Here is a 10,647-nt window from a genome sequence, read left to right as displayed (position 1 = left end):
GCAGCCGGGCTCGAGTACGCATGGCTGCCGGTGTTGCCTGCGTTCCAGTCGGCGGACGAGATCGCTCGATGCGCCGAGCTGCTGCAGGCACTGCCGAAGCCGATCCTCGCCTTCTGCCGCTCGGGCACCCGCTCGGGCAAGCTCTTCCGTGCTGCCACGGGCGAGTGAGGCGACTGCCGCCCGTCGCGCTGCCTCTTTCTTAGCGCAAACACGCAGGCTGGCCTCGACCTCGGGTCCATAGAATCGGCGGCGCTTCGCGGGGGCCACCCGCGAGCCCCCCATGAACCCGGAGGCTCCACGTGTCGACTCTGCTCGCCCTCTCCAGGCTGATCGACCGCATGAGCCAGCTCGTCGGTAAAGGCGTCGCGTGGCTGGTTCTCGCCGCCGTCCTCATCAGCGCCGGGAACGCCGTCGTCCGCAAGCTGTTCGACACCAGTTCGAACGCCTACCTCGAGATCCAGTGGTATCTGTTCGCCGCCGTCTTCCTGCTCGCGGCCGGCTACACGATGCTTCGCCAGGAGCACGTCAAGATCGACGTGATCTCCGGACGCTTCTCGAAGCGCACGCAGATCTGGATCGACATCATCGGCCTCGTCTGTTTCGTGCTGCCGTTGGTCTACGTCGTCATCAAGCTCTCGCTGCCGCTGGCGGTGCGCGCCTACGTGATGAACGAATACTCGTCGAACGCCGGAGGGCTCATCCGCTGGCCGGTGTTCGCGCTCCTGCCGCTCGGCTTCCTGTTGCTGGGCATCCAGGCGGTGTCCGAGCTGATCAAGCGGTTCGCGTTCCTGAACGGGCTGATCCCCGACCCGTCCCTGAAGTCGCAGGGCAAGACGGCTGAGGAGGAACTCGCGGAGTTCCTGCTGGCCAAGGAAGTCCGGACCCGCGAGCTCGCCGGCTCGGGGAAGACGCCATGATGGCTTTCATCGCCCAGAACATGGCGCCGATCATGTTCGGCAGCCTGATCTTCTTCCTGCTCTTCGGCTACCCGGTCGCCTTCGCGCTGGCGGCCTGTGGCCTTCTCTTCGGCGTGATCGGCGTCGAGATGGGGCTGATGCCGCAGACGCTGCTGCAGGCGCTGCCACTGCGGATCTTCGGGATCATGCAGAACGACACGCTGCTCGCCATTCCGTTCTTCACCTTCATGGGGCTCATCCTCGAGCGATCCGGGATGGCCGAGGACCTGCTCGATACGGTGGGCCAGCTGTACGGGCCCATCCGCGGTGGCCTGGCTTACGCCGTCATCCTCGTGGGGGCGATGCTCGCCGCGACGACGGGCGTCGTCGCCGCGTCGGTCATCTCGATGGGCCTGATCTCGTTGCCCATCATGCTGCGCTACGGCTACGACCGGCGCCTGGCCAGCGGCGTCATCGCCGCTTCGGGCACGCTGGCCCAGATCATCCCGCCCTCGCTGGTCCTGATCGTGCTCGCCGACCAGCTGGGCCGCAGCGTCGGCGACCTCTACAAGGGCGCCTTCGTTCCGGGCTTCGTCCTTACCGGCCTTTATCTGCTCTACGTGCTGGCGATCAGCATCATCCACCCGACACGGGCACCCGCCCTGCCCCCTGAAGCGCGGACGATCCGGGAGGACGACGGCTCGGCAGGACTGCGATCCCTCGGCGTTCTCGTCGTCCTCTCCGTGACGGCGGCACTCGTGTTCGCGCGCACGCGCCCGGCCACGACGTCGACCGACGAGCTGGTCGTCGTCTCCATGTGCGTCGGCGTGGGCGTCGCCTTCGCGCTGTCGATGATCAACCGGCTGTTCCGCCTCGGCCTTCTCTCGCGCATGGCGGAGAAGGTCACGTTCGTCCTGATACCGCCCCTGGCGTTGATCTTCCTGGTGCTCGGCACGATCTTCCTCGGCATCGCCACGCCGACCGAAGGCGGCGCCATGGGCGCTGTCGGCGCGCTGGTCATGGCCATCGCCCGCAAACGCATGAACCTCACGCTCATGCGGCAAGCCCTCGACGTGACCATGAAGCTGTCGTGCTTCGTCCTGTTCATCCTAATCGGCTCGACCGTCTTCAGCCTGTCCTTCCAGGCTGTCGACGGCCCGATCTGGGTCGAGCACCTGCTTACCAGCCTGCCCGGCGGGCAGCTCGGCTTCCTGATCGTCGTCAACATCCTGATCTTCCTGCTCGCGTTCTTCCTCGATTTCTTCGAGCTGGCCTTCATCATCATCCCGCTGATCGCCCCGGTCGCCGACAAGCTGGGCATCGACCTGGTCTGGTTCGGCGTGCTCATCGCGATCAACATGCAGACCTCCTTCATGCACCCGCCTTTCGGCTTCGCCCTGTTCTACCTGCGCGGCGTGGCGCCCATGGAGGACTACACCGACCGCATCACCAAACGGCCGATCGCGAAGGTCACCACCGGGCAGATCTACTGGGGCGCGGTGCCCTTCGTGGTGATCCAGCTGATCATGGTCGCCCTGGTGATCGCATTCCCGGGGCTGGTCTCGAGGGATCTAGGCAAGGGGCCCACGGTCGATGTCGACAAGGCGTTCCAGGAAATGCGCCGGACTCCCGGCAGCGGGGCTGCGACAGGTCTGCCGGGAGCGCCGGCGTCGGGCGCCTCCGGGGCCGAGGGCGGCGCGGGTTCGGCCGACGAGGGGATGCGCATCCTGCTCGAGTCGATGAAGCGAGACGCCGAGAAGAAGCCCTGACGCGCACCGCAGAGCTCAGGCAAGAAAAAACCCCGCCGTGGCGGGGTACTCTCTGGCGGGGCCGGACGTTCAGAGCTTCTGGTTCTGCATGAAGTCGTCGAAGCCTGCCTCGGTGAAGCGGAACCAGAGGTTCGCATCGCGGCGGAAGGCCGAGAAGTCATCGTAGATCTTCTTCCACCCGGGGTTCGTACCGCTCAGCTCGCTGTACAGGGCCATCGACTCCTTGAACGCCGCGTCCATGGTTTCCTTCGGGAAGCGGAACAGCTTGGCACCGCCGCCGACGAGCCGTTTCAGCGCCGCCGGGTTGCGGGCGTCGTACTTGGCCTGCATGTCAACCGCTGCGTAGGTCGCGGCGGCCTCGACGATCGCCTTGTAGTCGGCCGAGAGTCCGTTGTAGGCGGTGCTGTTGATGTAGAAGTCGAGTTGCGGGCCGCCTTCCCACCAGCCCGGGTAGGCGTAGAACGGCGCCACCTTGGCGAAGCCCAGCTTCTCGTCGTCGTAGGGGCCGACCCACTCGGCCGCGTCGATCGTGCCCTTCTCGAGCGCCTGGTAGATCTCGCCCCCGGGGATGTTCTGCGGCACGCCGCCGATCCGCTCGAGCACCTTGCCGGCGAAGCCGCCGATCCGGAACTTCAGCCCCTTCATGTCGGCAAGGGTCTTGATCTCCTTGCGGAACCAGCCGCCCATCTGCGCGCCGGTGTTGCCGCCGACGAAGTTCACGATGTTGTACTTGGCGTAGAACTCGCGCATCAGCTTCATGCCGTTGCCTTCGAACATCCAGGCCGTCATCTGCCGGCTGTTCAGGCCGAAGGGGATCGCACAGCCGAGGGCGAACGTCGGGTCCTTGCCGAAGAAGTAGTAGGGCGCCGTATGCGCCATCTCGATGGTCGCGTTCTGCACGGCGTCGACGACGCCGAAGGGAGGCACCAGCTCGCCGGCAGCATGCGTGCTGATGACGAACTTGCCGCCGGTCATCTCGCTGACCTTCTTGGCGAAGACCTCCGAGGCGCCGTAGATCGTGTCGAGGGGCTTCGGAAAGCTCGAGGCCAGGCGCCAGCGGATGTTTGCCTGCGCATGGACGATTGCCGGCGCCGCACCGGCGGCGAGTACGCCCGCGATGCCGGTCTTGTGGATGAATGAACGACGCTGCATGAAAGTCTCCTGTGACAGCCAAGTTTCGGAACGCGCCGAATTCTAGGAACGGCCCCGAGCCGCAATCACAGGGACTTACCCGCCTGACGAGGCGGGGGGCTCGCGCGTTCCGCTCAGGCGCCGGCGATCTTCATCCGCTCGATCAGGACCGAGCCGGTGGTTTTGCTGCCCATGGTGTACGCGTCGGCGCCGACAGCCACGATGTCCTTGAACATCTGACGCAAGTTGCCGGCGATGGTGATCTCGTGCACCGGGTAGGCGATCCGCCCGCCCTCGACCCAGAAGCCGGCGGCGCCGCGCGAGTAGTCGCCCGTGACGTAGTTCACGCCCTGGCCCATCAGCTCGATGACGAACAGCCCGCGGCCGAGCTTGCGCAGCATCGCCTCAAGGTCGTCGCCGGGATCGGTCCGGCGCGACGTGAGCGTCAGGTTGTGGGCGCCCCCGGCATGCCCCGTCGTGCGCAGGCCGAGCTTGCGTGCCGAGTAGGTGGAGAGAAAGTAGCTGCCGAGAACGCCGCCGTCGACGATCCGGGCCCGCCGCGTCGCCACGCCCTCGTCGTCGAACGGAGCGCTGCCCTTGCCGCGGGGCACGTGCGGGTCCTCGTGCAGGTCGATGTGCGCCGGAAGAACCTGCTGGCCGAGCGAATCGAGCAGGAACGACGACTTGCGGTAGAGCGCTCCGCCGCTCGTCGCGTGCACGAAGGCGCCGACGAGGCCCGACGCGAGCGACGACTCGAAGAGCACCGGCACCTCGCAGGTCTTGATCTTGCGCGAGCGCAGGCGCGACAGCGCCCGCTCCGCCGCGTAGCGGCCGATCGCCTCGGGCGCGGCCAGCTCGTCGGCCGAGCGCATCGACGAGTACCAGGCATCGCGCTGCATGTCGTCGCCGCCGCGGCCGGGCAAGGATGCGATCGGCGCGACCGACAGCGAATGGCGCGAGCTCGCGTAGCCGGCGCCGAAGCCGCGCGTGTTGGCGGCGTAGAAGTGCGACTGCTGGGCCGAGACGCCGGCCCCTTCCGAGTTGGTGATGCGCGGGTCCACCTCGAGCGCCGCGGCCTCGCAGCGCAGGGCGATCCCGATCGCCCGCTCGGCGTCGATGTCCCAGGGATGGAACAGGTCAAGGTCGCGCTCGGCGCCGGCGCCACGCACGAGATCGTCCTGCTCGGGCAGGCCGGCGGCCGGATCTTGGGCAGTGAAGCGGGCGATGTCGTGCGCGGCGCGGACCGTCTGCTCGAGCGCAGCGCGCGAGAAGTCGGAGCTGCTCGCATTGCCGCGTCGCTGTCCGACGTAGACAGTGACGCTGATCGACTTGTCGCGGTTGCGCTCGACGTTCTCGGTCTCGCCCTTGCGCACCGATACCGAGAGCCCGACGGCTTCCGACACTTCGGCAACCGCGTCACTGGCGCCGAGCGACCGGGCCGTGGCCAGCGCGGCATCGACGAGCTCCTTGAACTGCTCGCGGGAGTAGGCGAAACCCGGCGGCGGAGAGGCTGCGGCGGGGGATCCCAAAGGCACGGAAGAACGCGCTGGAGAAGGCATTGGCTATGATAAGTCGGACCTTTTCACCGTCCGATCCCGCCTCCTTCTCCATGCCCGGCCGCCCTGTCGATCCCCCCTCGTCTCCTGCGTTGCAGGAAGTCAGCGACGGCGCGTCGAGCACCTGGATGGACCGACCGAGCAAGACGCGCTTGAAGCAGGCGTCGCACGAGCTGCAGGAGCTCGGCGAAGCGCTGGTCGCCTTTCCCGACCACCGGCTCGAGCCGCTCGGCCTCGGCGAACCGCTGCTCGATGCGGTCCGTGCCTGCCGCGGCATGCGCAGCCACGAAGCCCGGCGCCGGCAGATGCAACTGATCGGCAAGCTCATGCGCTCGGTCGACGTCGAGCCGATCCGCGCCGCCATCGCCGATTCGCAGCTCGGCCCGGCCCGCGACTCGCTGGCGCTGCACCAGGCCGAGCGGTGGCGCGCCGAGCTCATCGACGACGACTCAGCCACCACCCGTTTCGCGAGCGCCCATCCCGGCGCCGACCTGCAGCAGCTGCGCACGCTCGTCCGCAACGCACGCAAGGACGCCTCGGGCGTTCCCGAGCAGCGCAACGGCCGGGCCTACCGCGAGCTGTTCCGCTTCATCCGCGCGCACGAGCCGCATGGCTGAGCCGGTAGAGACGGGCCTCGACCGGGTCCGCATCGGCCTTGTCTCGGTGAGCGACCGCGCATCGGCCGGCGTCTACGAGGACAAGGGCATCCCGGCGCTGCGCGAGTGGCTGGGCCGCGCCCTGCTCAACCCGATCGACTGGGAGACGCGCCTCATCCCCGATGAAGCGGCCGTCATCAGCGCGACACTGTGCGAGCTGGTCGACGAGGCCCGCTGCGCGCTCGTCCTCACCACCGGCGGCACGGGGCCGGCGCCGCGCGACGTCACGCCGGATGCGACGCTCGCCGTCGCCAGCAAGGTGATGCCCGGCTTCGGCGAGCAGATGCGCCGGATCGGACTGGCCTTCGTGCCGACGGCGATCCTGTCGCGCCAGGTCGCCGTGGTGCGCGGCCACGCGCTGGTGATCAACCTGCCGGGGCAGCCGAAGTCGATCGCGGAGACGCTCGAGGGCCTGCCCGCGGGGCAGCCGCCGGTGCCGGGCATCTTCGCCGCCGTGCCCTACTGCATCGATCTGATCGGCGGCCCGTACCTCGAGACGGACGCCACCGTGTGCAAGGCGTTCCGACCCAAATCGGCATTGCGGCCGTCCGGCAAGGCGCCTACTTCACCAGCCGGTTGAGGCGCTCGGCGTCGAAGGTTTCCGTCGTGTGCGCTTCGCCGGGAACGCAATCGGGCGTCGGCAGCTCGCGGGTCCGGCCCGACAGCTTCTCGATCGACTGCCAGAGCAGGGCGATCTGGTGCTCGTGGCCGGCGGCGTTGTCGATCAACCCCTTCATGGCCTGCGACACCGGGTCGTCGCCCTGCGTCAGCCCGTAGGCGGAAAAACCCATCTTCGCCGCCGTCGCTTCACGCGCCGCATCGGACTCGGCCTGGATGATGCGGGCCGGGTTGCCGACGGCGGTCGCACCCGGCGGCACCGGCTTCAGCACGACCGCGTTCGAACCGACGCGGGCGTTGTCGCCGACCGTGAAGCCGCCGAGTATCTGAGAGTTCGCGCCGACGATGACGCCGCGCCCGAGCGTCGGGTGCCGCTTGGTGCCGGCGGCGAGCGAGGTGCCGCCGAGCGTTACGCCTTGGTAAATGGTGCAGTCGTCGCCGATCTCGGCCGTTTCGCCGACCACCACGCCCATACCGTGGTCGATGAAGACGCGCCGGCCGATGGTCGCGCCCGGGTGGATCTCGATGCCGGTGACGAAGCGGGCCAGATGCGAGACCCAGCGCGCCATCCAGTGAAAGCCCTGCCGACGCCACCAGGCCGCGTGCCGGTGCAGGACGATGGCGTGCAGCCCCGGGTAGCACGTCAGCACCTCCCACCCGGACCGGGCGGCCGGGTCGCGTTCGAGGATGCAGGCGACGTCTTCGCGGAGGCGCTGGAACATGGGGATTGCCGGCAGGGGCCGCGCAGTTTAGCGGCGCTTCTCGCCCACCGCTCGGGCGATGCCGCGCAGGATATGCACCTCTTCCTCGCCGAGCCGGGCCCGGTTGACGAGCCGGTGCAGCCGGGCCATGAGCTTGCGCGGCGTGGCCGGATCGAGGTAGCCGATGGCCTCGAGCGTCTGGCGCCAGTGCTCGAGGAGGCCACGCACGGCGACGGCGTCGGCCAGGCGCGCGTCGCGTGCGGATGTCGGCACTGCGAAGCCGCCGCAGGCCTGGCGCCAGTCGTAGGCGATCAGCTGGACGGCCTGGGCCAGGTTCAGCGACCCGTAGCCGGGGTCGGTGGGAATCGTCAGGCAGGCGTGGCAGGCGTAGACGTCGTCGTTGGCCAGGCCGTAGCGTTCGGATCCGAACACGAAGGCGACCCGCTGCCGGTCGGCGGCGAGGGCCGGAAACAGGCCGCGCGGCAGGTGGGTCGGCGGGCCGAAGTCGCGCGGCGTCATGGCGGTGGCGCAGACGAAGGTGATGCCCTCGAGCGCCTCGACCAGCGAGGCGACCACGCGCGCGCCCTCGAGCACCTCGGTCGCGCCGCTCGCCATCGCCACCGCGTCGGGCCGGCGCGCCACGTCGGCGAAGCGCGGGGCGACCAGCACGAGGTCGGTGAAGCCCATCACCTTCATCGCCCGCGCCGCCGCGCCGACGTTGCCGGCGTGGCTCGTGCCGACGAGGACGAAGCGGGTGGGGTCGGCAGGCACGGCAGATAAAATGGGTGTCGTTCATTTTGCAGCGTGCATGGCCCACCGCCTGAGCCCTGCCCCCGTCCCCATGTCGCAAGCGCTGCACCCCATGCTCAACACCGCCATCAAGGCGGCGCGCGCTGCCGGGGCGATCATCAACCGCGCCTCGCTCGACATCGACCGGCTGCAGGTCAACACCAAGGCGCCGAACGACTTCGTCACCGAGGTCGACCATGCCGCCGAGGCGGCGGTGATCGACACGCTCCTCGGCGCCTACCCCGGCCACGGCATCCTGGCCGAGGAGTCGGGCAGCACCCGTGGCGCTGCCCACAGCGAGTACGTGTGGATCATCGATCCGCTGGATGGCACGACCAACTTTATCCACGGCTTGCCGACCTATGCGGTGTCGATCGCCCTCGCCTACCGGGACCAGGTGCAGCAGGCGGTCGTCTACGACCCGGCGCGCAACGACCTGTTCTACGCGTCGAAGGGGCGCGGTGCCTATCTCAACGACAAGCGCCTGCGGGTGTCCAAGCGGACGCGCCTGGCCGACTGCCTCGTCGGCACCGGCTTTCCATTCCGCAAGGGCGACGACTTCCGCAAGTACCTGACGATTTTCGAGGCGGTGATGAAGAGCTGCGCCGGCCTCCGCCGACCGGGTGCCGCGGCGCTCGACCTCTGCTATGTGGCAGCCGGCTGGTACGACGCCTTCTTCGAGACCGGGCTCAGCCCGTGGGACGTCGCCGCCGGCTCGCTCCTCGTGACCGAAGCGGGCGGCCTGGTGGGCAACTTCACCGGCGAGGCCGACTTCCTGCACCGGCGCGAGGTCGTCGCCGGCAGTCCGAAGATCTACGGCCAGCTGGTGCAGATGCTGGCGCCGCATTCGAGCTTCGCGCCCGGAGCAGCGAGCCCGGCCCCGGTCTGACGGGCCGTCGTGCCCCGATGAACGCGCCCGAGCCGGTCGGCCACACGCCGATGATGCAGCAGTACCTGCGCATCAGGGCCGAGCATCCCGACACGCTCCTCTTCTACCGGATGGGCGACTTCTACGAGCTCGTCCTCGACGACGCGAGGAAGGCGCACCGCCTGCTCGACATCACCTTGACGGCGCGCGGCGCCAGCAACGGGCAGCCGATCGCGATGGCGGGCGTGCCGGTGCACGCGGTCGATGCCTACCTCGGCAAGCTGGTCCGCCTCGGCGAGTCGGTCGCCATCTGCGAGCAGGTCGGCGAGGTCGGCCTGCACAAGGGTCCCGTCGAACGCAAGGTGGTGCGCATCGTCACGCCGGGAACGCTCACCGAGAGCGACCTGCTCGCCGACATGAGCGACTCGATCCTCCTCGCCATCGCGCGCCGCCGCGATGCCTTCGGCCTGGCCTGGACCGCGCTGACCCAGGGCGAGATCGGCCTGGCCGAGTGCAGCGAGCGCGAGCTGGGCGGCTGGCTGGCGCGGCTGGCCCCGGCCGAGGTTCTGGTCGACCGCGACCTGCCTGCTCACGTGCTCGACCCCGCGCTCACCGCGACCACGCACCGGCCGGAGTGGCATTTCGACCCGGCCCTGGGCGCGCGCAAGCTCTGCGCGCAGCTGCGCATCGCCTCGCTGGGCGCGCACGGCGCCGCCGACATGGACCTCGCCCACGCGGCGGCCGCTGCCCTGCTCGCCTATGCCGAGCACACGCAGGGCCGCGCCCTGGCCCACGTTCACCGGCTCGCCGTTCAGCGCAGCAGCGACCTGGTCGACCTGCCGCCGGCGACGCACCGCAACCTCGAGCTCACGAAGACGCTGCGCGGCCACGACGCGCCGACCCTGCTGTCCCTGCTCGACGTCTGCGCCACCGGCATGGGCAGCCGCGCCCTGCGCCAATGGCTGACCCAGCCGCAGCGCGACCGCCGCGTCGCCACCGACCGCCACGACGCGATCCAGGCCCTGCTCGGCGCCGATCTCGAGGCGCTCCGCGGCACGCTGCGCCACCTGAGCGACGTCGAACGGATCGGTGCCCGCATCGCCCTGCGCCAGGTGCGACCGCGCGAGCTGGCCGGGCTGCGCTCGACCCTGCTCGCCCTGCCCGCGGTGCGCACGGCGCTGCCCACCGCCGCCTGCGCACTGCTCGAGATGCTCGGCGAAGGCCTGACGCCGCCGGGCGCGATCGCCGCCCACCTCGCGGCCGCCATCGCCGAGGAGCCAGCCGCGCTCGTCCGCGACGGCGGCGTCATCGCCACGGGCCACGACGCCGCCCTCGACGAGCTGCGCACCATCGACCGCGGCAGCGACGCCTTCCTGATCGAGCTGGAGGCGCGGGAGCGCGAGCGCTCCGGCATCCCCAGCCTGCGCGTGCAGTTCAACCGCGTCCACGGCTACTTCATCGAGGTCTCGCAGTCGCAGGCCGCCAAGGTGCCGGCCGACTACCGGCGCCGGCAGACGATGAAGAATGCCGAGCGCTTCATCACGCCCGAGCTGAAGGCATTCGAGGACAAGGCGCTGTCGGCGGGCGAGCGCTGCCTGGCGCGCGAGAAGGAGCTTTACGACGCCCTCCTCGACGACCTGCTGCCGCACCTCGACGCGCTGTC

At 69.4% G+C, this 10,647-nt stretch carries 11 protein-coding genes; 7 read left to right on the top strand and 4 right to left on the bottom strand.

Features of this window, described 5'->3' with window-relative positions:
* From AC30N0_RS08455 to AC30N0_RS08445, 3 genes are all read left to right on the top strand, one after another.
* Window positions 1–168: beta-lactamase hydrolase domain-containing protein (locus AC30N0_RS08455; protein WP_489517483.1), on the top strand; the 168-nt coding region annotated here is incomplete at its 5' end.
* A gap of 131 nt (window positions 169–299) precedes the next feature.
* Window positions 300–917 carry a TRAP transporter small permease subunit gene (locus AC30N0_RS08450; protein ID WP_489517481.1) on the top strand — a complete coding sequence of 206 codons (618 nt, stop codon included), beginning with the start codon at window positions 300–302 and terminating at the stop codon, window positions 915–917.
* Entirely contained in the window at window positions 917–2,665 is a 1,749-nt protein-coding gene (locus AC30N0_RS08445) for a TRAP transporter large permease (RefSeq protein ID WP_489517482.1), read from the top strand. Before AC30N0_RS08450 ends, AC30N0_RS08445 begins: the two co-directional genes overlap by 1 nt.
* A 69-nt stretch (window positions 2,666–2,734) precedes the next feature.
* Here the strand turns inward: AC30N0_RS08445 and AC30N0_RS08440 are convergent, their stop codons facing one another.
* Together AC30N0_RS08440 and pmbA are read right to left on the bottom strand one after the other, a co-directional pair.
* A complete protein-coding gene (locus AC30N0_RS08440; RefSeq protein WP_489517480.1) occupies window positions 2,735–3,817 on the bottom strand; it encodes a TRAP transporter substrate-binding protein in 1,083 nt (360 codons plus the stop codon).
* A 113-nt stretch (window positions 3,818–3,930) separates the two neighbouring features.
* Window positions 3,931–5,355: a metalloprotease PmbA gene (pmbA, locus tag AC30N0_RS08435; RefSeq protein WP_489517479.1), complete on the bottom strand. Its 1,425-nt coding sequence runs from the start codon at window positions 5,353–5,355 to the stop codon at window positions 3,931–3,933.
* Between the two features lie 125 nt (window positions 5,356–5,480).
* Here pmbA and yjgA point away from each other — a divergent pair, with 125 nt between their 5' ends.
* Together yjgA and mog are read left to right on the top strand one after the other, a co-directional pair.
* Window positions 5,481–5,969: a ribosome biogenesis factor YjgA gene (yjgA, locus tag AC30N0_RS08430; protein ID WP_489517478.1), complete on the top strand. Its 489-nt coding sequence runs from the start codon at window positions 5,481–5,483 to the stop codon at window positions 5,967–5,969.
* Window positions 5,962–6,588: a molybdopterin adenylyltransferase gene (gene mog, locus AC30N0_RS08425; protein WP_489517477.1), complete on the top strand. Its 627-nt coding sequence runs from the start codon at window positions 5,962–5,964 to the stop codon at window positions 6,586–6,588. Before yjgA ends, mog begins: the two co-directional genes overlap by 8 nt.
* Here mog and cysE read toward each other — a convergent pair.
* Window positions 6,569–7,348: a serine O-acetyltransferase gene (cysE, locus tag AC30N0_RS08420; RefSeq protein ID WP_489517476.1), complete on the bottom strand. Its 780-nt coding sequence runs from the start codon at window positions 7,346–7,348 to the stop codon at window positions 6,569–6,571. The two genes, mog and cysE, sit on opposite strands and share 20 nt — an antisense overlap.
* A 27-nt stretch (window positions 7,349–7,375) precedes the next feature.
* Window positions 7,376–8,098 carry an RNA methyltransferase gene (locus tag AC30N0_RS08415; protein WP_489517475.1) on the bottom strand — a complete coding sequence of 241 codons (723 nt, stop codon included), beginning with the start codon at window positions 8,096–8,098 and terminating at the stop codon, window positions 7,376–7,378.
* 70 nt (window positions 8,099–8,168) lie between these two features.
* Here AC30N0_RS08415 and AC30N0_RS08410 point away from each other — a divergent pair, with 70 nt between their 5' ends.
* On the top strand, window positions 8,169–9,005 hold the full coding sequence (locus AC30N0_RS08410; protein WP_489517474.1) for an inositol monophosphatase family protein: 837 nt from the start codon (window positions 8,169–8,171) through the stop codon (window positions 9,003–9,005).
* 17 nt (window positions 9,006–9,022) lie between these two features.
* A partial coding sequence (gene mutS / locus AC30N0_RS08405; RefSeq protein ID WP_489517473.1) for a DNA mismatch repair protein MutS occupies window positions 9,023–10,647 on the top strand: 1,625 nt, incomplete at its 3' end.

Origin of the sequence: Rhizobacter sp., from assembly GCF_031412495.1 — a bacterium.
In the GTDB taxonomy this organism is placed as follows: domain Bacteria; phylum Pseudomonadota; class Gammaproteobacteria; order Burkholderiales; family Burkholderiaceae_C; genus Schlegelella_A.
The sequence above is the reverse complement of the archived record's forward strand: the minus strand, read 5'-3'. Positions and strand labels throughout refer to the sequence as shown.